At 61.5% G+C, this 24,121-nt stretch carries 22 protein-coding genes; 17 read left to right on the forward strand and 5 right to left on the reverse strand.

Features of this window, described 5'->3' with window-relative positions; translation table 11 throughout:
- The first annotated feature begins 3 nt into the window (after positions 1 to 3).
- Positions 4 to 2,790, forward strand: coding sequence for an ATP-binding protein (locus BCY88_RS04670; protein ID WP_120343120.1), 2,787 nt, complete (start codon positions 4 to 6; stop codon positions 2,788 to 2,790).
- 86 nt (positions 2,791 to 2,876) lie between these two features.
- On the opposite strand, the gene BCY88_RS04675 is transcribed toward BCY88_RS04670, so the two are convergent.
- Positions 2,877 to 3,761, reverse strand: coding sequence for a LysR substrate-binding domain-containing protein (locus tag BCY88_RS04675; RefSeq protein WP_120343121.1), 885 nt, complete (start codon positions 3,759 to 3,761; stop codon positions 2,877 to 2,879).
- A gap of 170 nt (positions 3,762 to 3,931) precedes the next feature.
- On the opposite strand from BCY88_RS04675, the gene BCY88_RS04680 reads away from it, so the two are divergent.
- From BCY88_RS04680 to BCY88_RS04705, 6 genes are all read left to right on the forward strand, one after another.
- Positions 3,932 to 4,783 (forward strand): ABC transporter permease, encoded by an 852-nt coding sequence (locus BCY88_RS04680; protein WP_120343122.1) that lies wholly within the window; start codon positions 3,932 to 3,934, stop codon positions 4,781 to 4,783.
- 4 nt (positions 4,784 to 4,787) lie between these two features.
- Complete coding sequence (locus BCY88_RS04685; RefSeq protein ID WP_120343123.1) at positions 4,788 to 5,834, forward strand: ABC transporter ATP-binding protein; 1,047 nt, start codon at positions 4,788 to 4,790, stop codon at positions 5,832 to 5,834.
- Positions 5,835 to 5,860: 26 nt separating this feature from the next.
- Positions 5,861 to 6,961 (forward strand): extracellular solute-binding protein, encoded by a 1,101-nt coding sequence (locus tag BCY88_RS04690; RefSeq protein ID WP_120343124.1) that lies wholly within the window; start codon positions 5,861 to 5,863, stop codon positions 6,959 to 6,961.
- Between the two features lie 16 nt (positions 6,962 to 6,977).
- Positions 6,978 to 7,811: an ABC transporter permease gene (locus tag BCY88_RS04695; RefSeq protein ID WP_259461236.1), complete on the forward strand. Its 834-nt coding sequence runs from the start codon at positions 6,978 to 6,980 to the stop codon at positions 7,809 to 7,811.
- Positions 7,789 to 8,358 carry a TIGR00725 family protein gene (locus BCY88_RS04700; RefSeq protein WP_404935675.1) on the forward strand — a complete coding sequence of 190 codons (570 nt, stop codon included), beginning with the start codon at positions 7,789 to 7,791 and terminating at the stop codon, positions 8,356 to 8,358. Before BCY88_RS04695 ends, BCY88_RS04700 begins: the two co-directional genes overlap by 23 nt.
- Positions 8,359 to 8,469: 111 nt before the next feature.
- Positions 8,470 to 9,669 (forward strand): porin, encoded by a 1,200-nt coding sequence (locus BCY88_RS04705; RefSeq protein ID WP_404935677.1) that lies wholly within the window; start codon positions 8,470 to 8,472, stop codon positions 9,667 to 9,669.
- Between the two features lie 92 nt (positions 9,670 to 9,761).
- Here the strand turns inward: BCY88_RS04705 and BCY88_RS04710 are convergent, their stop codons facing one another.
- Together BCY88_RS04710 and BCY88_RS40685 are read right to left on the reverse strand one after the other, a co-directional pair.
- Complete coding sequence (locus BCY88_RS04710; protein ID WP_120343127.1) at positions 9,762 to 10,160, reverse strand: hypothetical protein; 399 nt, start codon at positions 10,158 to 10,160, stop codon at positions 9,762 to 9,764.
- Between the two features lie 11 nt (positions 10,161 to 10,171).
- The gene (locus BCY88_RS40685) at positions 10,172 to 11,392 is read right to left on the reverse strand and encodes an FAD-dependent oxidoreductase (protein ID WP_120343128.1); all 1,221 of its coding nucleotides are present in this window, start codon (positions 11,390 to 11,392) and stop codon (positions 10,172 to 10,174) included.
- Positions 11,393 to 11,541: 149 nt separating this feature from the next.
- On the opposite strand from BCY88_RS40685, the gene BCY88_RS04720 reads away from it, so the two are divergent.
- From BCY88_RS04720 to BCY88_RS04730, 3 genes are all read left to right on the forward strand, one after another.
- A complete protein-coding gene (locus tag BCY88_RS04720; protein WP_120343129.1) occupies positions 11,542 to 12,336 on the forward strand; it encodes an AraC family transcriptional regulator in 795 nt (264 codons plus the stop codon).
- A 267-nt stretch (positions 12,337 to 12,603) separates the two neighbouring features.
- Positions 12,604 to 13,188 carry a class I SAM-dependent methyltransferase gene (locus tag BCY88_RS04725; protein WP_259461237.1) on the forward strand — a complete coding sequence of 195 codons (585 nt, stop codon included), beginning with the start codon at positions 12,604 to 12,606 and terminating at the stop codon, positions 13,186 to 13,188.
- A 279-nt stretch (positions 13,189 to 13,467) separates the two neighbouring features.
- Positions 13,468 to 14,433, forward strand: a complete 966-nt coding sequence (locus tag BCY88_RS04730) for a CFI-box-CTERM domain-containing protein (RefSeq protein ID WP_120343131.1) — start codon at positions 13,468 to 13,470, stop codon at positions 14,431 to 14,433.
- Positions 14,434 to 14,493: 60 nt separating this feature from the next.
- Here the strand turns inward: BCY88_RS04730 and BCY88_RS04735 are convergent, their stop codons facing one another.
- A complete protein-coding gene (locus tag BCY88_RS04735) occupies positions 14,494 to 15,408 on the reverse strand; it encodes a LysR family transcriptional regulator (protein WP_183081279.1) in 915 nt (304 codons plus the stop codon).
- Between the two features lie 327 nt (positions 15,409 to 15,735).
- Between BCY88_RS04735 and BCY88_RS04740 the strand changes: the two genes are divergently transcribed.
- From BCY88_RS04740 to BCY88_RS04765, 6 genes are all read left to right on the forward strand, one after another.
- Positions 15,736 to 17,004 (forward strand): 3-isopropylmalate dehydratase large subunit, encoded by a 1,269-nt coding sequence (locus tag BCY88_RS04740; protein WP_120343133.1) that lies wholly within the window; start codon positions 15,736 to 15,738, stop codon positions 17,002 to 17,004.
- A 5-nt stretch (positions 17,005 to 17,009) separates the two neighbouring features.
- On the forward strand, positions 17,010 to 17,513 hold the full coding sequence (locus BCY88_RS04745; protein WP_120343134.1) for a LeuD/DmdB family oxidoreductase small subunit: 504 nt from the start codon (positions 17,010 to 17,012) through the stop codon (positions 17,511 to 17,513).
- A gap of 58 nt (positions 17,514 to 17,571) precedes the next feature.
- A complete protein-coding gene (locus BCY88_RS04750; RefSeq protein WP_259461238.1) occupies positions 17,572 to 18,252 on the forward strand; it encodes an RraA family protein in 681 nt (226 codons plus the stop codon).
- A 31-nt stretch (positions 18,253 to 18,283) separates the two neighbouring features.
- On the forward strand, positions 18,284 to 19,489 hold the full coding sequence (locus BCY88_RS04755) for a pyridoxal phosphate-dependent aminotransferase (RefSeq protein WP_120343135.1): 1,206 nt from the start codon (positions 18,284 to 18,286) through the stop codon (positions 19,487 to 19,489).
- Positions 19,490 to 19,535: 46 nt separating this feature from the next.
- On the forward strand, positions 19,536 to 20,438 hold the full coding sequence (locus BCY88_RS04760; RefSeq protein WP_120343136.1) for a transporter substrate-binding domain-containing protein: 903 nt from the start codon (positions 19,536 to 19,538) through the stop codon (positions 20,436 to 20,438).
- Between the two features lie 123 nt (positions 20,439 to 20,561).
- Complete coding sequence (locus BCY88_RS04765; RefSeq protein ID WP_120343137.1) at positions 20,562 to 21,887, forward strand: cation:dicarboxylate symporter family transporter; 1,326 nt, start codon at positions 20,562 to 20,564, stop codon at positions 21,885 to 21,887.
- A 52-nt stretch (positions 21,888 to 21,939) separates the two neighbouring features.
- On the opposite strand, the gene BCY88_RS04770 is transcribed toward BCY88_RS04765, so the two are convergent.
- A complete protein-coding gene (locus tag BCY88_RS04770) occupies positions 21,940 to 22,398 on the reverse strand; it encodes a YjjA family protein (protein WP_120343138.1) in 459 nt (152 codons plus the stop codon).
- A 92-nt stretch (positions 22,399 to 22,490) separates the two neighbouring features.
- On the opposite strand from BCY88_RS04770, the gene BCY88_RS04775 reads away from it, so the two are divergent.
- Entirely contained in the window at positions 22,491 to 24,113 is a 1,623-nt protein-coding gene (locus BCY88_RS04775) for a tetratricopeptide repeat protein (protein ID WP_120343139.1), read from the forward strand.
- Positions 24,114 to 24,121 lie beyond the last annotated feature (8 nt).

Below are 24,121 nucleotides of genomic sequence, written 5' to 3' on the forward strand. Positions count from 1 at the left end.
CCAATGGGTGCTATGCGCATTGATCAGCTGTTTCGGCTGGTTGCCGTGATTGTTCTGGCAGTGACAATGAGTGGTGCGGGATTGCTCCTGGCACGAGACTGGACGTCCTACGAGGCAAAAAAACGGGCCGCGACGCTTCTGCAGGTTCTCAAGACGACGCTGACCTCGGCTGAGTATCTCACCGCTGAGCGAGGGTCTGCGAATGCGCTGATTGGTGCTTCGCTATTCGAGGGAAGCGGTTTGAGAGCGGCACTCGATCAGGCAAGAACACGAAGTGATGCCGTTCTCGCCGTCGCGCTCAAGCAGCTTCAGGAATCGTCCTGCGACGACTGCGAGCATGGCGCCGCGCGCCTGATATCGGTGCGGGAGCGCCTCTGGCTGGCGCGGCAGCAGATCGATCGCCTCGTTGCCGTGCCGCGCGAGGAGCGCTCCACGCGCGCCGCGGACCACGCTATTGCAGGGATGTTTCGGCTCATCGACGATCTGGCGGCAGTCAATGACCGAATCATTCTCGAGCTGATTCGAGACGAGCCATCGGTGGCGGAACACGTGCTGGCCGCGCGTCTCGCTGCGGAACTGCGAGAACAGGCTGGTCGCGCCGGATCGATATTCATGCCGGCGCTGATGAGCCGCAAAGGACTGTCTGGCGACGATCTGGAGAGACTCTGGCTGGTGATGGGACGCATTCATGCCTTGGGAGATTTGATCCGCAGCGGCACGCTTGGGCGTCCTGTTGCAGTAACGCAGATGCAGCGGATCTATTTCGACGATGGCATTGCCTATTTGCAGCAGATCGCGCAACCGGCTTCCGCGGAAGCAACGATTCCCACGGCGGCGGCGTTTGCGCAGCACTATGTGCCACTCATGCGGCCAATTACGACACTGCGGGATGCCGAGCTCGACGCCGCCATTCAGGACGTGGATGAGCGCAAGGGCAACACGCGCAATGCGCTTATTGTGCTGGCCGCAGTGGTGGCGACGATCATCATCTCGGTGGTCTGCGTCCTTGTTCTCTTCTCACGGAGAATCATCGGGCCGATCTCCGCCGCGACTGTCTCGCTGCGCAGTCTCGCCAGCGGGAACTACGCCACACCGGTCTATCCGTTCAGACAGAAGGACCAGATCAGTGCGCTTCTTGAGGCGTTGCAGGCGTTAAGGGATGCGATGGTGCGAAACGGCCAGTTGGAGTCCGAGCGCTCCACGCTGGTCGAGCGCTTGCGGGAGGCTGTGAACGATAGCCAGCTTCAAGTCGGGCTGCTCAAGGAGGCAAGAGATGCGGCGGTTGCCTCATCCAGGGCTAAAGGCAGATTTCTGGCGATGATGAGTCATGAGATCAGAACACCGATGCATGGTCTGCGTGGTCTTCTCGAGGCATTGCGGGGAACCGTTCTTGACCCCCGGCAGCGGCATTATCTGGATGTTGCGGACCGGTCTGCCGAAGCATTGATGCAGATACTCAACGACATCCTCGAGTATTCCATGGCGGATGGCGGTGTGCTTGCCATGACACCCGCGCCCACGGACATCCGGGAGGTCGTTGACGAGGTCATGGCGGCGCTCGCCGGGAACGGTGAGAGCAAGGGACTTGAGATGGAGGTGCACATCCATCCCGGCGTTGCCGCAACGTATCTTGCCGACGCGTACCGGCTTCGCCAGGTTCTGCTCAGTCTGCTTTCGAACGCAATCAAGTTCACGTCGCGAGGGCGCGTTGGAATATCGGTTGCTCCCGGAAACGTAGACGGCACGAGGCAACAAGTCGTGCTCACCGTCTACGATACCGGAGTCGGTATTCCGGAGGCTGCACAGAAAGGCCTGTTCCTCCCGTTCGAGCAATCTGAAGGGATGCTCACGCGCCGTTTCGGCGGCGTAGGGATCGGCCTCGCGATCAGCAAGCGTCTGGTCGAGATGATGGGAGGAACCATAGAGATCCAGAGTGCCGAGCAGCTCGGGACCTCGGTGATACTGAGTCTTGAGCTGACCGTGCAGCGCGAGCGGTACGACTTCCCGGATCTCAAAGGGCGGGTGCTTCTCATCGGAACCGAAAAAATCCATGTGGCAAGCTCGCTGCGAGCCTACGCGCTTGCGGCCGGGATGGAGCCGCTCGAAGGGCGAGTGTGGCCGCGAGATGGGAGCATACCCACGCTCTACGCGCGGGACTCGGAAGGCGCCATACCTGAGTGGCGAGAGCATGCCATGCTGGTTGGGCGATTCGATTCCGCGCCCCCAGGGGGGGCCCCGGCGTCGCCGAACTATTGGGTGAACCCGCCGAACTGGCGTCTCTTTGTCGCCGCCTGTCAGGAAGCGATGGCTCAGGAGGCGAGTGCCGGTATTGCCGTCAGCGGCGTTGCCGAACCCTCTCTGGATTGGGCGGCAATGGGTCCTGTGGTGGTCGCGGACGACAGCCCCGTTAACTGCCTGGTGCTGACGAGTCAGTTGAAACAACTCGGCTGTGAGGCGGTCCTGACCTGCAGCGATGGCGCAGAGGCATGGGGCGTTCTTTCGACGACGAGAGTGGGACTCCTTATTACCGATGTCTACATGCCGCGGCTGGACGGCATCGAGTTGATTTCGCGCGTGCGTGCGGGTGAGCCCGTCTCCTGCCGCCACACGCGAATTGTCGCCATTACTGCTTCCGTTCTGAAGGAGACGGAGCAACGCTGCCGGGACGCCGGCGCGGACGTGTTTCTGACCAAACCGGTATCGGCCAATCAATTGCGAAATGCTCTGGCCGCGATGTGCAGGACGAAGCAGGAAATATCCGCCTCTAGCGCTCGCGGAACCACGTCATAGCCGTATTGGCAGGCGTGACACGGTAAGGCCGGAGGATGTTGATGCTGGTGCGGGTTTCTCGATGGAACAGAGACAATGGCTCGGTATCAAACCTGCGACAGCATCCATTCGCGAAAGCGTTTCAAGCCCGGGCGCGTCTCGATGCGCTCAGGGAAATAGCACAGGTAGTGCCCCTGTTCTACGTCGATCGGCGCGCTCAAAGGCTCCACGAGGCTGCCGGCGGCGAGATTGTCGCGCACGAGAAAGGCTGGGATGAGCGCGAGCCCAAGACCTGCCTGCGCCGCCTGGATCAGCACGGAGTATTGCTCGAAGCGCGGGCCCGCGAGCACCTGCATATCCTGCACGTCGTAGAAACTGGCCCATTGTCCCCACACCCGTTCAGCTTGCCCGTGCAGAAGCCGGGGGGCGCGGGCCGCGTCCTGCAACCGGCGCATCGGATACCGCTGCTGATACTCGGGGGCGCATACCAGTACAAAGGTATGTCCGTCGATGTAATCGCAGACCACGCCTTCCCAACTGCCGTCGCCGTAACGGATGGCGGCGTCCAGATCCATCGGGAACGGATCGCCGTGAGCGAGATGCCGGCCGAAGCTGATGGTGACACCCGGCGTGCTGGCGAGGAAATCCGGCAGCCGCGGAATCAGCCATTTGGTCGTGAAGGTGGGCACGCTCGCGATCGTCAACAGGTCGTCCTGTCCAGCAGTGCTCATCAATTCGAGTGTGGCGTTGCCGATTTCGTGCAACGGACCGGCTACCCGCCCGAGGTAGAGGCTGCCCGAGCGGGTGAGCACGAGATTGCGGCCATCCCGAACGAAGAGTTGCACGCCTAACAGGGCTTCCAGACCGGAAATTTGCCTGCTGACCGCGCTAGGAGTCAGGCTCAGTTCGCGCGCGGCCCGCGAAAAGTTCAGATGTTTCGCCGAACTGGCAAAGGCGAGGAGTTCAGCGACGTTCGGGTAGCGGTATTTCATGGGTATTCAGGCGTCGAAGTGTTCCGGATGCGCACAGCGCAGTGCGCGTTTTGTACGTTTTTTTCATGACGACGCCATGTCCGATCCGCACAATTGAAAGCAATTCGAAATTCCGCGTGGCGCTGGGTCGCCGCGTATGAGTTTCAGTCTGCCTTCTGAGGAACGCCCGCATGCAAACTCCCGTCGCACCGGCCATCGGACCCGGTGCTCCCGCGTATCGACGCGGCGGACGTACCGTGTCCGTCGGCCGCGTCGCGCTGAACGCCGTCATGGTGTTGTTCGCGATCTACATGCTGTTGCCGATCGTTTTGCTGCTGATCGGCGCATTCGGCGAAACATGGACCAACACCTTGCTGCCGAGCGGCATCACGGGGCATTGGTTTGCCGACCTCGCCGGCGACATGAGTTTCCGGCGCGCGTTCGGCGTGAGCCTGCTGGTTGCGTTGGCCTGTTGCGGTACGACCGCGGCGATCGGCCTGCCGCTCGCCTATGCATTGCACTATCGCTCGCTCTCCGGGCGTGGTCTGGTAGCGCGCCTCGTCGCACTGCTGCCGATCGGGGTTCCCGCGCTCACGCTCGGTTTCGGCTACATCGCCATCTTCAGCGGCGACACGCTGCCGTGGCTCGGCTCGCTGCCGCTGCTGATCGCCGCGCATACGGTATTGACCTTGCCTTATCTGACGCAGACGCTGCTGAGCGACCTGCGCCACCTCGATATCGAGCGTCTCGAAGCGTGCGCCGCGACGCTCGGCGCAACGCCGTTGCGGCAGTTCTACACGATCGTCCTGCCCAATCTCAGACAGAGCCTGTTTTCCGGGCTCGTGATGGTGGCCGCGTTGTCGATCGGCGAGTTCCAGATTTCCAATCTGATCGCGGGATTTCGCTATCGCAACTATCCGGTGGTGCTGCTGCAGGCGTTCTACGGAGCGACCGGCATGGCGTGCGCCGCCACTGTGGTGCTGCTTTGCCTCGCGGTGATCGCGACGCTGGCATCGGTCAACACTGTTCAACGCCTGAAGTAAAACGATGAGCCTCCAATTCGAAAACGTGAGCTTCACATATCCGGGTGCACAGCACGGCATCGAAGCGGTCACGCTGTCGGTCGCGCCGGGCGAACTGCTCGCCGTGATGGGCCGCAGCGGCTCCGGCAAGTCGACGGTTCTGCGGCTGACGGCAGGACTTCTAAACGGTTATCAAGGACGGATCACCATTGACGGCAAGGACGTCGCCGGCGTGCCCGTGTGGCGCCGCGAAGTCGGCATGGTGTTCCAGCAATACGCGCTTTTCCCGCATCTGAGTGTGATGGACAACGTGGCGTACGGCTTGCGCATGCGCGGCGTCGGTGCGGCGCAGCGGCGGACCCGCGCGCTCGAGATGCTGGAGCGGGTCGGTCTCACCGAGCACGCGGCGCGCCGCCCGACGCTGCTGTCGGGCGGGCAGCAGCAGCGCGTCGCACTGGCTCGCGCGCTTGCGTTCGAACCGAAGGTGTTGCTGCTGGACGAGCCGCTCGCGGCGCTCGATGCGGGTATCCGCCAGCAACTTCGCGACGAGATTCGCACGCTGCAGCGCGCATGCGGCGCCACCACGCTTCTGGTGACGCACGACCAGGATGAAGCGCTGAGCATCGCCGACCGCGTGGCGGTGGTCGACGGCGGCCGGGTGCTGCAGGTGGATACGCCCGAGCGTCTCTACACGCAGCCGGTGTCGACGCAGGTGGCGCGCTTCGTCGGTCATTCGAGCGTGATACCTGGCCGTGTCTCCGGTGCGGGGATGGTGGATGTGTCGTTCGCCACGCTGTTCGCCGACACCGGCGTATTCCATCCCGGCGACGACGTCGAGGTGCTGGTCCGGCCGGAACATGTGCAGCCCGACCCGCCGGCTGCCGCGGTCAACCGGCTGAGGGGACGCCGCACCGAGGTGCGCTATTTCGGGGCGACCTGCCGCTACGACTTTGTACCGGACTCCGCACAGCGGCCGCTGTTATGCGAAGGGCGCCAGCTTGCCGCGCAGTCGATCGCGATCGCTCCCGAACATTTGCGCGTGCTGCCCGCATCGATCAATCAATCCAGCTAATTCACTTTGTTTAATGGAGAACCACCATGGTTGCAGGGTTTAGTCTTTTGTCGCGCGTGCGCCGGGCCGCGGGATTCGTTGTCGCGCTGTCCATGCTGAGTGCCGCGCCGGCTATTCACGCCGCGCCGGCGGCGCCGCTTTATGCCGGTGAAGATGCGCTGTACGCGAAAGCGGCGGAGGAGGGCCTCGTCGTATCGTTCGATACGGGTCCCGAATGGGCCAACTGGAAGGCGCTGTTCGCCGAGTTCCGCAAGCGCTATCCGAAGGTGGAGATCACCTATAACGACATCGGTTCGGCCGCGACCGTGGTCGCGCTGGACAAGGCCCAGCGGCGTCCGCAGGCGGACACGGCCTACTACTTCGCGGCCTCTGCGCTGGACGCGGTCAAAAAGGACGTCGTCGCCCCGTTCAAACCGGTCAATTTCGACAAGCTGCCCCCCGTGTTTCGTGAAGGCGACGGCCGCTGGTTCACAGTCCATTCGCTGAATATCGCGCTGCTGGTCAACAGGAAACTCGTCAAGGACGTACCGGCCGGCTGGGCCGATCTGCTCAAGCCCGAGTATCGAAACTCGGTGGTGTATCTCGACCCGCGTTCGACCGGTCAGGGGCAAGTCGCTGTCTTTGCCGCGGCCTATGCCTTCGGCGGCAGCGTCGATAATCCGAAGCCGGGTGCCGAATTCTTCGGCAAGCTGCGCGAGGCGGGCAACGTCATGCGCGTCGAGGGCACTACGCCCTACGCAAAGTTTGTCAAAGGCGAAATCCCGATCCTGATCGGCTACGAGAACGACGGTCTGAAAGCGAAATACACCGATGGTATGGGCGACGCGGTCGACGTGGTGATTCCGAAAGAGGCCAGCGTTTCGGCGCCCTATGCGATCAGCCTCGTGAAGAACGGGCCCAATCCCAATGCCGCGCAACTCTGGCTGAACCTGATCATGAGCGACGTCGGCCAGGCGCTGTTCGCGCAAGGCTATGTGCGTCCCGCCGTGCCCGGCGTGCAATTGCCCTCGGAGATCCGCGCAAAGATGCCCGACGCGCCGCAAGTTCGCCCGCTCGATGTCGTCAAGGCCGCAGCGAAAAAAGCCGAGGTCGACCAGTTATGGGCGCAGGCCGCGCTCGCGAAGTGAGATGAGGGCTGAGCAGATGGATGCATCGTCAACGAGCGGAGGCGGCCTTGTGCGCCGTTTCGGCGCGGTTCCCGCCGGCCTGCTTTTCGCGCTGTTCTTCGTGTTGCCGCTCGGCGCGTTGCTGGCGTCGGCGGGCGAGGATCACGGCGCCGCGTTCGCGCGGCTCGCGATGGATCCTGTCGTGGTCAACGCGCTGGGTCAATCGCTGGCGCTTGCCGTGGCAGCGGGCACGATTTCGCTGGCAATCGGACTACCGCTTGCGATGGTGCTCGCCGCTCAGCCGCCCCAACGCCGCCGCTGGTCGCTCGCGCTGCTCGGCGTGCCGCTGGCGTTTTCGGGGCTGGTGATTGCCTATGGCTTCATTCTCGCCTTCGGCCGTGCAGGCTTTGTCACGACCGTTCTGGCGCGCCTCGGAGCCGATCCTGCCAGCGTGGGGGCGTTGATTTACACGACGGGGGGACTGGTGGTGGCCTACGCGTACTACCTGATTCCTCGCGTCGCGCTGATGCTTTATCCGGCTATCGCCAATCTCGACCTGCGGCCCCTCGACGCTGCGCTGACTCTGGGCGCCACGCCGCTGCGCGCGCTGTTCGATGTCGCGCTGCGGGAGCTGTGGCCGTCCATCGCTTCGGCGTGGTGTCTGGTGACGTCGATTGCGCTTGGCACTTACGGCACCGCGCTCGCGCTGGCCGGTACGCAGATCAATATCCTGCCGCTGCTGATGTACCTGAAATTGTCCGATGGGCAGACGGACTTTCCGTTGGCCGCGGCCCTGTCGATGGTGCTGATGGCCGCCTGTACCTGTGTTCTTGCGCTGGGGGAATGCCTTGCACGGCAACGACGACATTGACTGGTCAGATGAGGCTCGCCTCGCACTGCAAAAGCTGGCGGTCCGCCAGGCCGGCGCGACGCGGCACGTCATGCCGGTTGGGCTAATTGGCCCGCGTGAGGCGAGCGCCGAGCAGCTCGATGCAGCAAGGCGCCTCGCCTGCGCGTTGGCCGAAACCGGTATGGCATTGCTCTGCGGCGGCAAGGGCGGCGTGATGGAGGCCGCCGCGTGCGGCGCCAGGATGGCGGATGGTGTGGTGATCGGTCTGTTGCCCGAAGACGATGCGACGGAGGCCAACCAGTATTTGACGGTGGCGCTGCCGACGGGTCTCGGTATCGCTCGCAACGCGCTGATCGCACGCGCGTCGATCTGTCTGATTGCGGTGGGGGGCGGGCTTGGCACTTTGTCGGAGATAGCGCTCGGCCTGCAGTGGAACAAGCCGGTTTTTACGGTGCTTGGCGCGCCGCAGGTGCGGGGTGCGCAGCAGTTCGACGATCTGGATGTGTTGCTGACGACTGCGGCGAACTGGCTGGTATCCGGGGGAAATGATCTATGTGTTGAAGACTGAGGCCGGTTGGCGGAGCCGGCCGGGGATCTCAGCCGTTCAACATCCAGCCTGATTTTTTAGAGCATCGAGTTTCAAGAGAACCACCTCTATATAATAGGAGTACGTATTATGTTGAAAAAAACAGCTTTGGCAATTCTGTCGCTCAATTGCCTGTTGCCGGCGGCTCAGGCACAAAGCAGCGTGACCTTGTACGGGATCGTCGATGCAGGTGTCGGCTATACGAGCGGCCAGCGTACCGCGCAGAGCAAGGGTGCGGCGGGCAAGCCCGTTATCTACACCAATGCCTCCAACTATGGCTTTGCTGGCGGCACGTGGTCAGGCAATCGCTGGGGCCTCAAGGGTAATGAAGACCTGGGCGGCGGTCTGTCGGCGCTATTCCTGCTGGAAAACGGCTTTAACATCGGAACCGGCCAGTTGGGTCAAGGCGGCCGCCTGTTCGGCCGTCAGGCATGGATGGGTCTGCAGAGCGAGAAGCTCGGCAAGGTAACGCTGGGCCGTCAATACGACCCGATCGTGGACTTCGTCGGCACCATCAGCGCGGGTACTTTCCTCACCGGGATGGGCGCGCATCCGGGCGATCTGGATAACATCGACAACCAGGCGCGCGAGAACAATTCGATCAAATACACGAGCCCCTCGTTCTCCGGATTGCAGTTCGGCGCGCTGTACGGTTTCGGCAATCAGGCCGGCAGCATCAAGAATCAGAGCACGTGGAGCCTTGGTGCCCAGTATAAGAACGGGCCGTTCGCGTTCGGTGCGGCCTACATGCTGGCCAACAATGCCTATGGCGCGAACGGCGGCGCCTGGAGCGGTTCGTACGACGGCACGTTTGCGTCGTCGATTAATGAAGGCTTTGCGTCGGCAAAAACCCAGCAGATCATCGCCGCGGCAGCGACGTACGATATCGGCGCAGTGAAGCTGGGCGTGTCGTACAGCAATACGCAATACCAGTCCGGCAGTTTCTCGCTGTTCTCCGGCAAGGAAACGTTCAACTCCGCGGGGCTGACCGTCGCGTATCAGGCTTCGCCGGCGTTGCGCGTCGCCGCGGGTTATGACTACACGCAAGGCAGCGCGATCAATGGCGCCTCGGCGCCCAAGTATCACCAGTTCAATCTCGCGTCGTACTACTCACTGTCAAAACGCACTTCGCTCTATGGTCTGGTCGGTTACCAGAAAGCAAGCGGCAAGACGCTCGACGCGTTTGGCAATACCGTCAACGCGACGGCTTCGGTCGGGGACGTCGGCAACGGCATCTCGTCAGCAAGCAATACGCAAACGCTCGTGCGCGTCGGTATCCGCCAGACGTTCTAACGAAGACACAGCAGCCGCCTGGTTGCCGTCCCGCTAAAGGAAATGCGGCTGTCAGAGAGTCTCTGGCAGCCGCATTGACGCGAATGCGCGGCCTATGACTGCTCGACCAGTTCGAACGCGAGCTTCTGTGCGGCCTCCTTCGACTCGACAATTTCCATGGCGACACCGAATGCCTTTGCCGCCAATGCTGACTGCGCCTTCAAGGCGGTCCGTTTGAGCATATCCGGCTCGATGGCGAGCACGGCCTTGCACAGCGTGCCTAGTGCAAGCTTGTTGCGCTTGAGCCAGAGACCCCGCGTCTTCCTGTCTTCGTGCGATTCATCCGGCTGACCCTCTTCGAAGATGATCACGAACGGCGTCGCGCGCTGGAGCAACATGTCCATTTCCGCTTCCCACTGCGCGGAATAGCCGGGTTTAATGGAAGCCCGGCGCGACCACACGACCGGAAAATCCTCCAGACTATGCACCGTGAAGTTGTCGATTGATTCCATGGTTTTTCCTTTCATGAAGGGTGAGTTGTCGCGGCGCGGAACAGGCTGCGTGCGCCGTCTTCGGAAGCCTTGATTGCCGTTTCAGCCCAGCCGCGCATGGCGATTTCGTAATGGGCGACGGCTGCGCGCAGATCCGCTTGAGTCGACACCGCCTCGGCGAGCGCTGCCGCGTCCCGGAGCGCGGTATTGGCGCCGAGACCGCCGGCCGGGCTCATCGCATGGACCGCATCGCCGAGCAGCGTCACGGGACCGGCGCGCCACCTCGCGAGCGGCGGTATGGCGCCGCGTACGGGCAACATCGTCAGCGTGTCGAGGTCGCCTTGTGCAAAGAGCGTACGAAGCCTCGGATGCCACCGGGAAACGAGTGCTTCGATCAGCGCTGTCAAACGGGTCTGGTCCGGGGTCTGGCCTGGCAATTCGGCGTCGGTGATGCCCATCCGTGCACGCGGCCCGATGAACGCCCAGTAAAGATAGTCGTCGAGCGGACTCAACCGGCAGCTTGGCGCAAGCCGTTTCGCGATGGCAGGCAATGCTTCTGGAAACCGCATGGGATCCAGAATCACTGCGAATTCATCGTCAAAGATCACGGATGTGTCCGTGCACAATGCCGAGCCGAGCCGTTCCCTGACTTCCGCTGTGGCGAAGGTCTTGCCATAGATGCAGAGCGCCCCCGTGTCTGCGGGCTCCGTGCCTGGCGCGAGCTGCTGGCGCGCGGCCGAGTTCACGCCGTCCGCGCCGACCAGTAACGTCGACGTCACCCACGTGCCGTCGTCGAACTGGATGCGTACGGCGTCGTCGCTGTCGATCTCGAACTGCCGTAACGTTTTGCCGAAATGGACGCGGTCCTCAATACCGCCGAGCAGAATTTCCCGCAAGGTTTGCCGGTTTGCGCTGAGGTCGGGCGGCATGGGTTGCGGAGCGCTGTCGGCGGTCGAGGTCCGCCAACTCCTGGCGGGGCGCCCTGGGATGGGTTCGAGATCGGGATTCAGGAGTTGAACGCTTCTGGCAGCGCTGCAGGTCTGCTGGAACAGCGTGTAAAGATTCTCAGGAAGGCATTGCGACAGCGCGTGCTGTCCGTGCGCGTCGATCCTGATCCGATAGCCCTGACGGCGGCTTTCGGCGGCCGGATCCCGTTCATAAACGTCGAAGGACACACCGGCCTGCCTGAGACCTTGCGCCAGGCACAAGCCGCCAAGACCCGCACCGACGATCGAAACATGCCGCGTCTGCATCTATGCTCCCGGATTCCAGTTTCAGATCGGAGCGCTCATTGCGCTCCTGAGATGCAACAAGGTTACTGGTCAACCGGATTGGCACGATAATGACGTTGGGACGATAAATAATGAAATATGGCCATTTTTCAGAAAGGGGCGTCGATCGTATGCCGGATCAAAGTGAACGCGCGGACGGGCCAGCGCTTTTTGCCTTTTGGGGCGCGGATGAGCCTGGAAATGAATTTCGGCTTGGAACGCGGGAATATGCGTGGCACCGCCACGTGCGGGGACAACTCTTTTACATCGAGAGCGGCCTCGTCCGCCTTCGCACGGCACGAGGTTCGTGGCTCTTGCCGCCACATCGTGCCGGGTGGCTTCCGCCCGGCGTCGATCACGAGGCCAGTGTGAGCGGCGTGCTAAGCGGTTGGGGCGTCATGCTGAGACCGGACGTGACGGCGGGCCTGCCGCAGCAGCCTTGCGTCGTAGGGGTGAGCGAGATGCTGCGCGCCCTTGTGCGCCGGGCGGCAAGCTGGAGCAGCGCGGAGCAGCTTCAGCCTGAGCAGGAGCGCGTAGTCGAGGTGCTGCTCGATGAAATCCGGCTGGCGCCGCGCGAAGCGCTCCATCTGCCCATGCCGACGGAGCGCCGGCTGCTGGCGATTGCAAACCTTCTGATCGAGCGTCCGCAGGATGACAGGACGTTCGATGAGCTCGCCATGTGGGCGGGTCTGTCGGCGCGAACCGCGCGCAGACACTTCGTGGCGCAAACCGGCATGAGTTTCGCGCAGTGGCGCCAGCAGAGCCGCCTTGCGCTTGCGCTTGAAATGCTGGCAAACGGTGATGCCGTTGCGCACGTTGCCGATGCACTCGGCTACGCAACCCCGAGCAATTTCATCGCGATGTTCCGCAAGGCGTTCGGCGAATCGCCGGGGCGCTATTTCTCGAGTCGCGGTGGTCTGGATTGAGGCGGTGGGCGTCGCTGTGTTTCCAGCCTGAGTCTTGACTTCGTCGAAACACGCAACATATGATGTTGCATGAAATGCGTCCGCCGATAGTCCGACGCCACCGGCGCTGCATGCAATTGCAAAACGGCCAGTCCTCCAATGCGACCTGGAACAATTCGAGCGGGCAACATGAACGAGCCGATGACCCCATTCTCCGATCCTCAGGTAGTGGCGAGCTATGCAGATGGCCCGCCGCGTTTCGTGCCCGGCTACGTTGCCATGCAACGCATGACAACGCTCCTGCTTGCCGAGCGCGTTCCGGATGATGGTCGGGTGCTGGTTGTTGGCGCCGGCGGCGGCCTGGAGTTGACGGAGTTCGCACAGGCACATTCGGATTGGACCTTCGACGGCATCGATCCGTCTGCCGAAATGCTCGCGCTCGCCGGGCAGACGCTTGGGCCACTCGCGTCGCGCGCGCGTCTGCACCAAGGCTATATCGACAGCGCGCCGCAAGGCCCCTTCGATGCGGCCACCTGTTTGTTGACCCTGCACTTCATGACGCTCGAGGAGCGGCGACGCACGGCCATCGAGGTCCGTCGTCGCCTGAAACCCGGTGCGCCTTACGTGATTGCCCACCTGAGCTTTCCGCAAGCCGAGGGGGAGCGTGCGCTGTGGCTGTCACGACATGCCGCCTTCCTGATCGCTTCCGGCCTCGCGCCCGACAAGGCGGCCAATGCTCGCACGGCGATTGACACGCAAACGAACATCTTCGCGCCGGAGCAGGACGAAACGATCCTCCGCGAAGCCGGTTTCTCGAATGTCAGCCTGTTCTACGCCGCCTTCAGTTTCCGCGGCTGGGTGGCCTACGCTTGACAGTCAGTTCGCAAAGACACTGACGCGCGACGCGCCAGGATGTGCCGGCGATCGTGCTTTCCTTTAGTACTCCGTTTACTTCGCAAGCGCCCTCGAAGCAAGCCCGCCGAGTCCGCCTTCGCCGCAGGCCGCCTCGAATAACGTTGGGAAACGTTATGGGAACGATTGCCTGCTACGTTTGCGCCGTCAGCGGTTGGCGCAGGTGATATCCGTTTCGGGCGAAACCACGTATGGATGGTTCTACGGTCGAAACTCATTTGAATTCACTGGGGAGCGTTCATGCAAGTTGATGCCGCAGCATCTACTTTAAGCCAGGTCGGGGCGTACGAAATCGCCGTGTACAGCGGCGTATACGACGTCAACAACACGCAAATCGTGCAGCGGCCCATCGGCCAGGGCGGCGCTCAGGGGCTCGCAACCTGGGGACTCTCCGGTTGTCATGGTGCGGCGGTTTTCGGGGGGCAGCAGAATCAGGCACAGGTTGACTGGCTTGCGATGTTCCACTCATCAGGAGGGCTGACGTCAGACCGTCTGACTGAATTCCTTGTGCATCTGGGCGCTACCGTGCCCCAGCCTGGTGGAAACTTCGAGTGGGTCCTCGTGATGTCGCAAGGGGATGAAACTGCCCAGACTGGTTCGTGGACAACCCTGCAGCAGAATGCCCCGCAATCCGTACTATTCAATGCGCAGCCCACCCACGTTTACACCATGAATGGCCCCGCGCCGGGTGGGTCAGGGAATGCGTTTGCGGTAGATTTCGCAGGCCGTTGGGGCGCGCTTGGCGGCAACATCATCAACGCACCGTTGTGGCCTGTTGCACCAAGACACCACGGCCAGGTTCGTATCGCTCATGCTGCGGGAAAGCGTGGATGCTGCTACCTGTCGTCGGCATGTTGCGAGCACCTGGGCTTGCCCGACGATTGCGAGGAGCTCGAGACGCTGCGCAGGTATCGGGACGACGTGCTCGCACGAACTCATGAAGGCAGACGCGACATCGAAACGTACTACCGGCAGGCGCCCGAAATCGTCCGCCAGATCGAGACGCTGGCAGGCCGCGAGCAGATCTACTCGATGATCTACAGCGCTTATCTGCTTCCCGCCGTTCAACTGATTCAAGCCGGAGACAACGAGAAAGCGTATCGCGTGTACAAAACACTCGTCGCGGACCTGACGCGATATCTGGACATGAACGAGCGTCGAGACCAGACCGATGCGGCGTTGCCATTTGGCGGCCCGGCGCGATGAGCATGAATTGATGTCCCGGAAACGAAGAGCCCTTTGGACATCAAATACGCCTTCAGACATCTACTGGGAAATGACAGACGCGAGATCCGGTTTCGAAAAATCGCACAGCCGTCTCGCGAGATCGGCCACCATCGAGTAGAGCGGGGCAGGCCCATCGTTGCGATAGATCGCGTAGTAACGCACCGCGGGCAAACGCTGCGTGGAATGCAGCACGTTGAGCAGGCCCTGATCGGCAAGATCGGAGAAATACAGTGCGGGCAGATAGCTTATGCCGAACCCCGCCACCGTGAGTGAGCTCAGCGCGATCAGACTGTTGCCCGCAAAGGTTCGTCGAATCGCAAGGTTTTTCGACGCGAACCAGCGCTCATAGATGGCATCGACACCTGAGGTGCCGATCTGCATCAGGATCGGATAGCCGGCAATCTCTTCCAGTGAAAGCACCCTCGAATCCGCGATCAGTGACGGACTCACCATCCAGTGGAGCTGAAGTTTTTTCAGCGGCACCGACGTAAAGCGCGGATCCTTGAGCACTGCCGGCGCGATGATGAAATCAACCTCGCCGCGCAAAAGCCTCGCGGCAAGGTTGGTGGTGACGTCGATTTCCGGTTCGAGAGAGACGGTTGGATAGGTCTCGCGAATCTCCTGCACGAGTCGCGGCAGAAACGTCAGCGCGATCAATTCCGTGATACCTAAACGAAAATGCCGCACGACTTCCACTTCCTTGCCCATGCGGTCGAGCAAGCGATCGCGGGCCTGCAGCATCTCCTCAGCCGCTTCGAGCAGTTCACGGCCTTTGGCGGTGAGTTGAACTATTCGCCTGCTGCGGTCGAACAGCGAGACCTCGAAAAAGACCTCCAGCTCGCTGATGCGTTTCGAAATGGCCGACTGCGTTGTGTAAAGCCGGTCTGCGGCCGCGCCGAACGTGCCTAGTTTTGCAACCCAGTAGACAGCTTCCAGTTGCTTGAGCGTTAGCATGGTCTCACGCGCATCAATTATTCCCCCCATCGCATCGGGCCTCGTTTCAAGGCCTGTTTTCAGCGGCGATGCCGCGGTGAAGTATCGACCCGTGCCATTTGTTTTGCAAGAACGCCTCATCCTGGCTGAGCGAACCTTTCAGGCCAACGACCTATGAGTTTTTTTCATCCGTTGCGATGCCGATTACTCACCGTACGATTCATTGTGGTTTGCGATACTCGCTTCACGGGTCAGGCTTGAGACGGCCTGGAAGACCGTAGCAGCGTGCAGTCAGCACCGGGGCGAGGCCACGCATGCCAGCCCATTCCGAATCGCGAGATCAACGATATGCCAGGAAAAACCCTCTCAGAGAAGCTGCTGTCCCTTAGTTCGGGGCGCAGCGTCAGCGCGGGCGATATCGCGATCTGCGACGTGGATTACGCAATGGGCACCGACGGCTCCATTCCAATGGCAATGGACTACTTCGCAGCCATGGGCGCCTCGCGCGTTCACTCGCCCGGGAAACTGCTGTTTGCACTCGACCACTACGCGCCGGCGCCGAGCCCGAAGGCCGCCATGCTGCAGGCGAAGATCCGGCGTTTCGCCCGCGAGCAAGGCATTCCATTGTTCGATATCGGCGAGGGAATCGGCCACCAGATCGTCGTGGAGCAAGGTCTGGCAGCGCCGGGCCGGCTTCTCGTGGGCGCCGACAGCCATGCGGTGACCTATGGCGCCGCGAACTGTTTCGCGACCGGTATTGGCTCCTCGGATCTGGCCGGCATCATGATGACCGGCAAGGTGTGGCTCAAAGTGCCACAGTCGATCCGGATTACCTTGCAGGGTGAATTGCCGCCCGGTGTCTATCCGAAAGATCTCGCGCTTCATCTCGCGAAGCTGTTGGGCGCGGACGGTGCCGCGTATCAGACGCTCGAATTTCACGGCGCGGGTCTGCAAACACTCGATTTCGAGGATCGTCTGGTCCTCGCCAATCTGTCGGTCGAAATGGGCGCCAAGAACGCCGCGTTCCCTTTTGATGACGCCTGTGAGCGTTATCTCAGCGCACGCGTCGATACGCCGTTGGAAGGCCTGTGCGCGGACGCGGATGCCGTCTATGCCCGAAGCCTGGAGATCGATCTCGCGAGCTTGTGCCCATACGTGGCGCTGCCGCATAACGTCGACAACGTCGCGCGCCTTGACGAGCTGGGCGACGTGCCGGTGCAGATGGCCTATCTCGGTACATGTACCGGAGGGCGTGCGAAAGATTTCCGTCAGGCGCTTGCGGTATTCCGGCAATTTGGCAAGCCCGCTGCCGGCGTGCAGCTGGTGGTCACACCCGCCTCGCGCGAGGTGTTGCTCGAGTTGACTCAAGGCGGCGAACTTGCCGAATTGATCGCGCTGGGCGCCGTTGTCGTGACGCCGGGTTGCGGCTCATGCTGCGGCACGGCCGGCGCCATTCCCGAAGACGAGGCGAACGTGATCTCCACGGCCAACCGGAATTTCAAGGGGCGAATGGGCAACGCAAGCGCCAACGTTTTCCTGGCGTCGCCGGAAGTGTGCGCCGCGAGCGCCGTCGCGGGCCGGATAGCCAGCCCGCAAACTCTTTCCCTCAAGCGATAGAAAGCATGACGCCACGCTCCATCAAGGGTGCCGCGCGCCGCTTTGGCGACGACATCAATACCGACTACATCATTTCTTCGCGCCGCAAGCGGGAATCGCTCGATCCGGATGTTCTGAAGAACTATCTGTTCGAGACTATCGCGCCTGAGTTTGCCGCCTCGGTGCGCGCCGGCGACATGCTCGTGGCGGGCAAGAATTTCGGCTGCGGCTCGGCGATGGAAGTGGCCGTGACGGCCGTGGTCGGCGCCGGGATCCGGATCGTGCTCGCACAAAGCTTTGCGCGCACCTACTTTCGCAATGCGATCAACAACGGACTCTATCCGATTGAATGCGATACCAGCCAGATCGTGGAGGGCGATGCGCTGGAGGTCGAGATCGGACCACGCATCCTGGTCCGTTGCGCGCACAACGATTGCGAAATCGAGGCCACGCCCATTGCGCACGACATTCTGAAGATCCTCGACGCAGGCGGCCTCGTACCTTATCTGCGACAGCATTCGACGTTCTAGTTTCCACCCTGGTTTTCGCTTTAATTTCCACTGTCATCTGGAATCCGGATCAAAACTCATGAGCCATCAAACCATGCCGGGCTTTCGCATCATGCCGATGCCCGCGCCGATCAGTAAAGACATCATCGAGCGCTTTCAGTCCATCGTCACGCCGCACATCAGCGACAACATGCAGCGCCTGTGTGGCGTGATCGGGCTGAAGTCCTACCACCGCCAGAAGAAGCTGGTGGGCCGGGCCGTGACGGTCAAGGTCAGGCCTGGCGACAACCTGATGATCCACAAGGCGCTGGATATGGCGGAGCCAGGCGACGTCATTGTCGTGGACGGCGGCGGTGAGATCACCCAGGCGCTGGTCGGTGAATTGATGCAAATGCACGCACAGGTGCGCGGTGTGGCAGGTTTCGTCATCGACGGAGCCGTGCGTGATGTCGCCGCGTTTTATGCGGCGGACTTCCCGTGCTTTGCCCGAGGCAACACGCATCGCGGTCCATTCAAGGAGGGACCTGGTGAAATCAATGTGCCGGTGGCGATCGGTGGCCTCGTGATTGCGGCGGGCGATCTGATCGTCGGCGATGAAGATGGTCTCGTCGCGGTTCCCGCCGATCAGCTTGAAAGCCTGCTGCTTGCCGCTACTGCTCAGGCGCAAAGAGAGCAGCAACGCAAGGAAGCGATTCTCGCCGGGCAAGACAAGCGAGGCTGGATCGACGCCTACCTGAAGCAGAAAGGCGTCATTGCCTGAGCATCTATTCACGTTGTCACGAGAGAACAGAATGAAACTGATTGCCAGCCGTATGGAGCGCATCAAGCCGTCGCCGAGTTCAATGGCCACCGCGCGCGTGAAGGAACTGCGCGCGCAAGGCCGCGACATCATCGGGCTGACGTCTGGCGAGCCGGACTTCGATACCCCGCCGCATATCGTCGAAGCCGCCTATGCGGCGATGAAAGCGGGCAAGACACGTTACACGGTAGTGGACGGCACACCCGAGCTCAAGCGTGCGATACGCGATAAATTCGAGCGCGAGAACGGGCTCGTTTTTGAGCAGGACGAAGTTACCGTGGGCAACGGCGGCAAACAGGTCGTTTTCAACGCCTTCACGAGCACGGTGGAAGAGGGCGACGAAGTTGTGATTCCCGCGCCGTACTGGGTGTCCTATCCGGACATGGTGCTGTTGAACGGCGGCCGGCCGGTGGTCGTGGAATGTGACGCAAACAGCAACTACAAGATGACGCCCGCCCAGCTCGAATCGGCGATCACCGATCGGACCAAATGGGTCGTGCTCAATTCTCCCTGCAACCCGACGGGGGCGACTTACACCGAACATGAACTGGTCGCGTTAGGCGAGGTGCTGAGCCGCCACCCGAATGTCTGGGTGATGACCGACGACGTCTACGAACATCTTGTGTACGACGGTTTGAAGTTCGCCACGTTTGCCCGCTGCAACCCGCATCTGCGCGAGCGCACGTTGACCATCAACGGCGTGTCGAAAGCGTTTGCCATGACTGGCTGGCGAATTGGCTATGCCGGCGGCCCCAGGGCGCTCATCAAAAACATGGCCAAACTCCAGTCGCAAAGCACGAGCAATCCTTCTTCCGTGAGTCAGGCCGCGGCTTTGGCCGCGTTGACCGGGCCCACAGATTTTCTCGTGGGCTGGCGTCGTGAATACCAGCGGCGGCGAGACCTCGTCGTGGACAGTCTGAACGCGATTGACGGTCTGTACTGTCCGCGTCCCACCGGTGCGTTTTATGTCTATCCCTCCTGCGCGGGCGTGATCGGCCGGCGTACGCCCGATGGCCGGGTAATCGGCTGCGACACCGACTTTGTCATGTACCTGCTTGAGAGCGAGGAGGTCGCGGTGATCCAGGGCGCGGCGTTCGGCCTGTCGCCGGCCTTCCGCATCTCGTTTGCCACGTCCTTCGAACAGCTCGAATTGGCGTGCAAACGGATTGCTGCTGCCTGTTCAGCGCTTCGCCCGTGATGAATGGCTGAGGCCTGCGTTTTCCACTACCGGGGAAAAGAAAGAGATGAATAGTCTGCCTTATCGCGCCGCTGCCGTGGTGTTGCTCTGCGGCGCGGCGCTCGGCGCCCACGCGCAGGATCTGACTGGACGGCTTGCGTCCATCAAGAGCAGAAACACGATCGTGCTGGGCTATCGCGAATCGTCGGTGCCGTACTCCTACTACGACAACAACGAGCATGTCATCGGTTACTCGCAAGACATCGCGCAGGAGATCGTCAAGGAGATCAGGACGGAAATCGGTGCGCCGGGACTTCAGGTGAAGATGATTCCGGTGAACGCGCAGAACCGCATCGCATTGATTCAGAACGGCACGATCGATCTCGAGTGTGGCGGGACGACCAACAACAAGGAGCGGGCACAGCAGGTTGATTTCTCCAATACCATCTCGGTGACGGAAACGCGGCTGCTGACCAAGGCGAGTTCTGGCATTCATTCGTTTAACGATCTTCTTGGCAAGACAGTTGCGGTCACTACGGGGACGACATCCGAGCGCTACCTTCGCACTTACATTCAGCAGAAGAGCGCGAACATCACGGTTGTCGAAGCACGGGACCACAGCGCGTCTTTCCTCAATCTTGAAACCGGCCGCGCCGCTGCCTTTTTCATGGATGCCGACGTGCTGGCCAGCGAACGGGCGACGTCCCACCGGCCTGACGACTATGTCATCACCGGCGCGCCGCAAACGCACGAAGCGATTGCATGCATGCTTCCCAAGGGCGATGCCGCGCTTAAGGCCGTAGTCGACCGCACTATCACGCGGCTTGAAACCGATGGCCGTGGCCAGTCGCTCTACAACACGTGGTTCATGTCGCCGATTGCTCCCAGGGGCATCAACCTCGGGTTACCCATGAGCGACGCCCTGAAGGCCGTCTTTTCGCATCCGAACGATCGCCCGATGGACGACTAACGGTGCACCCGTTGGCGCACCCCTTGGTGCACCCGTTCATCGCCGGCATTGCGCATTGATTGCGCGGCCAGGAATAACAAACACATCTGCGTCGAGGTTCGGCGCAATCAGTCAGGAGACAGCATGGATACCATCGTCGAACACCCGCAGGTTCGGCCGGCACGCGGCAAACCTCGATTAGGTTTTGCCTGGCAGATTGTGATTGGACTGATACTGGGCATCGCCATTGGGATCACACTCAATTTCAATGCGGGCTTACGGGAGTCGATGGTTAGCGGTTTGCTGCAGCCGGCAGGGGACATTTTCATCAAGCTCATCAAGATGATTGTCGTTCCTCTTGTCTTCACCAGCATCGTGGTGGGGATAACCGGTGTGGGCGATGGTAAATCGCTTGGGCGCATTGGCCTGAAGACGCTGATCTATTTCGAGGTGATCACCACCATTGCCATCGTTATCGGCCTTGTGGCGGGTAACCTGCTGCAGCCTGGCGTGGGCGTCGATATGTCGAAACTTGGACACGTCGACACCTCGAAGCTCCAGCAGTTGACCCAGCAGGCGCAAGGGCACCACGGATTCATGCAGCTCATTCTGGGGATCATTCCGGACAATATTTTCAGTTCAATGGCGAAGGGCGACCTGCTGCCGGTGATTTTCTTCGCCGTCATTTTCGGACTTGGCCTGCAGTCGGTACCGGAGGAGTTGCGCAAGCCCGTAATCTCGACGTTCAAGGGTGTCGCCGACACGATGTACAAAGTCACCAACATGGTGATGCGCTATGCCCCGATTGGCGTGTGCGCGCTTATCGCGGTGACGGTGGCAAGCTTCGGATTCGGTTCCCTGTTGCCGCTGTTGAAACTCGTCGCGGTGACGTACCTTGTCATCGTGGTGTTCGCTCTGGTGGTGCTCGGGCTGACGGCAAGAATCTTTGGTTTCAACATTTTCGTGTTGCTGCGCATGATCAGAAGCGAACTCCTGATTGCGTTTTCGACCTGCAGCTCGGCAACGGTTATGCCGCAACTCATGAGAAAAGTAGAAGACTACGGCGTACCCGAGAGCATCACGACGTTTGTCGTGCCGGCCGGATACACGTTCAACCTCGACGGAGCGGCAATCTACCTCGGCATCGGCGCGCTTTTCGTCGCGCAGTTGTATGGGATTCATTTGGGGTGGCAGCAACAGATCCTGCTGACGCTGACAATGGTCGTCACATCCAAAGGCGTTGCCGCAGTGCCCGGCATGATGTTCGTGACCATGCTTGCAACACTCACCAGTGCAGGATTGCCGCTTGAGGGTTTGCTGCTGATCGCGGGTGTCGACCGGTTTATGGATATGGGGCGTTCTGCACTGAACGTGCTGGGCAATACGATTGCGCCGCTGGTCATCGCGCGCTGGGAGGGACGCTACGATCAGGCGAAGGGCACGGCGTATATCGCGGTGATGGACAAATAAAGCCGCTTACGTTCGACGCCCCCCGTCCACTGCCGCATGTCTGCCTGCGGGATCAAAGCAGGGATTTGCCTTGCGCGAGAATCTTGTCGCAGACCTGTTTCGTGACCTGTTCCTTCAGGCCGCCGCCGCTCAGATCGAGCTGCTGGCCATTGCCGCTGCTCAGAATGCCCTTGGCGCCGTTGGTATAGCCGCTATCCGACGAGGCGGAACTGGAGCCGCCCGGGAGCTTGCTCATCAACGAGTCCTTGACCGACGATGCGCTATTGCCGCTGAGATAGTTGTTCTTGATGCAGAACTCGAGCACGCCTGCCACGTTGCCGGTGCTGCCCGAGCTCAGCGACTGGCCGGACAAGGCACTGCCCACGCCACCGAGGCTGCCGAGGCCACCTGACGACCCGCCACCCCCACTCTGGTTGAGCAGATTGCCGAGCTGTGCCTGGGCCGCGCCGACAGGCAGCAATACGGCGATCAGGATTCCGGTGGCGGTGGCGCAATACGTACGTGCTTTCATACTCGAACTCCTTCTGATGGCGGGAAATCCTCTTTACTATAGTTCTTTTCCCGCATGCGGCAGACTTCGCGTCCCGATCGTTCCTATTCAATATGCATCCACTTTCCGACGGCGAGCCCTCCAACGCAGGGCATAACGGGCCGATAGCACAGGCAGATCAATCGGCAAGATTCACCGATGCACTGGAGAAGGTAAAGCCGCTGCTGGAAATCCAGCCGCCGTTAGCGGACCACCTGCTGGCTGAAGCCTTGCAGATCGCAGCCGTCAGTTCCCTCGGGCTGGGCCTGTTCGATGATGCCGAGTCGTATTGGCGCCGCTCGATCGAAGCGAACCCGGAATTCGTGGACGCGTATCTGAATCTCGGCACGCTGCTGAAAGGACTCAACCGCCTGCATGACACAGAGGCGCTGTTCCGGCAATTGCTGGTAGTGCGCCCGGACCGTGCGGACATCCAGAACCAGCTCGGCTCGATGCTGCAGGACCAGGGGCGTTTCGCCGAAGCAGAGGCGGCGTATCGGCAAGCGTCGCTCATTGAACCTGATTGCGTCGAGTTTCACTACAACCTCGGCGTCGTGCTCAGGCCGCTCGGCCGTTGGCACGAAGCCGCGCAAGCGTATCAACGCGCCGTTGAGCTAAGCCCTGGTTTCGTCATGGGCTATAGCAACCTGGGCAACGTACTGAAGGGGCTTGGACGGCTGGCGGAGGCCGAGGCCGCCTACCGGCAGGCGCTCGCGATTCGCGGCGATTACCACATGGCGAAGTTCGGTCTGGCCACGCTGCTGATCAGCATGGGCCGCTTCCAGGAGGGATGGCGCTTATATGAGGAGCGCCACGCGGATCCCAGATCGATGCAGCATAAGACGCAGAAAGTCATTAACCGTCCCTCCTGGCGTGGCGAAGCGCTCGCCGGAAAAAGGCTGCTGGTCTGGCAGGAGGGCGGACTCGGCGATGCGATTCATTTTGGCCGCTACTTTGCGTGGCTCAAAGCGCAAGGCGCGGCTGAAATCACGTTCGCCTGCGCGCCTGCGCTCCACCGGCTCTTCGCCGCGGTGGAGGGCGTCGACGTGGTGCTGGCTCACGAGGCCGGCTGGGTGAGCGCGGCGAATTACGACTATTGGACGAGCCTGTTGAGCGCGCCGCTGTACATGGGCACAACGATGGAAACGATCCCGCCGCCCGTCCGGCTGAAGCTGGAGCCGTCTCTCGTTGAAGCCTGGCGCGTGCGCCTCACAGCACTACCGTCCGGGCGCAGGATCGGTCTGGTGTGGAAAGGCAACGCCCAGCATCAGAACGATGCAAACCGGTCGCTACGATCCCTGACTGAGCTGGCGCCGCTCTGGCGCATCCCCGGGGTCTGCTTCGTGAGTCTGCAAAAGGGCGCGGGCGAGGGCGAGGCGCTCGCGCCGCCCGTCGGCCAGCCGTTGCTGCATCTCGGGTCTGACGTGGCGGATATGGCCGATAGTGCCGCGATCGTCGCGCAACTCGATCTTGTGATTTGCGTGGATACATCGATCGCGCATCTCGCCGCCTCGGTGGGGACGCCGTGCTGGGTCATGCTGCCGGCAGAGGAAATCGATTGGCGCTGGATGCATGAACGCGCCGACTCGCCCTGGTATCCCGATACGATTCGCCTGTTCCGCCAACCGCTGGGCGGAACATGGCCCACCGTCGTCGAACAGGTCCGGCAGGCGTGTACCGAGGCATTCGCCGGGTAAGCGGAGGA

The organism is Paraburkholderia fungorum (assembly GCF_003610895.1).
In the GTDB taxonomy this organism is placed as follows: domain Bacteria; phylum Pseudomonadota; class Gammaproteobacteria; order Burkholderiales; family Burkholderiaceae; genus Paraburkholderia; species Paraburkholderia fungorum_B.